At 47.9% G+C, this 386-nt stretch carries 1 protein-coding gene; it reads left to right on the top strand.

Annotated features, from left to right (window positions below):
* A partial coding sequence (locus CXF86_RS20060) for an Ig-like domain-containing protein (protein ID WP_145992409.1) occupies window positions 1-386 on the top strand: 386 nt, incomplete at both ends.

The raw sequence follows: 386 nt of genomic DNA, 5'->3' as shown, positions 1-386 counted from the left end.
GTATTAGATAACGATGGTGATGTAGACAACGATTTAACCGTGGTTAGCTTTGAAGTCGATGGCCAAACGGTTACCGCTGGCAGTACGGTAGCACTTGAAGGCGGCTCTCTCGTTATCAATGCAGATGGCTCTTACACCTTCACCCCAAATGAAAACTGGAATGGCAGCGTTCCCGTCATTACATACACCACCAATACTGGCTCAACAGCAACACTCACGATTGAAGTTACGCCAGTTGATGACGCCAGTGTATTAGCCAACGACAGCCAAACTATCGACGAAGACAGCGTTGCCACTGGCAACGTATTAGATAACGATGCTGATGTAGACAGCAATTTAACCGTGGTTAGCTTTGAAGTCGATGGCCAAACGGTTACCGCTGGCAG

The organism is Shewanella sp. GutCb (assembly GCF_002836135.1).
Lineage (GTDB): Bacteria > Pseudomonadota > Gammaproteobacteria > Enterobacterales > Shewanellaceae > Shewanella.
This window is presented reverse-complemented; position numbering and strand designations above follow the sequence as displayed.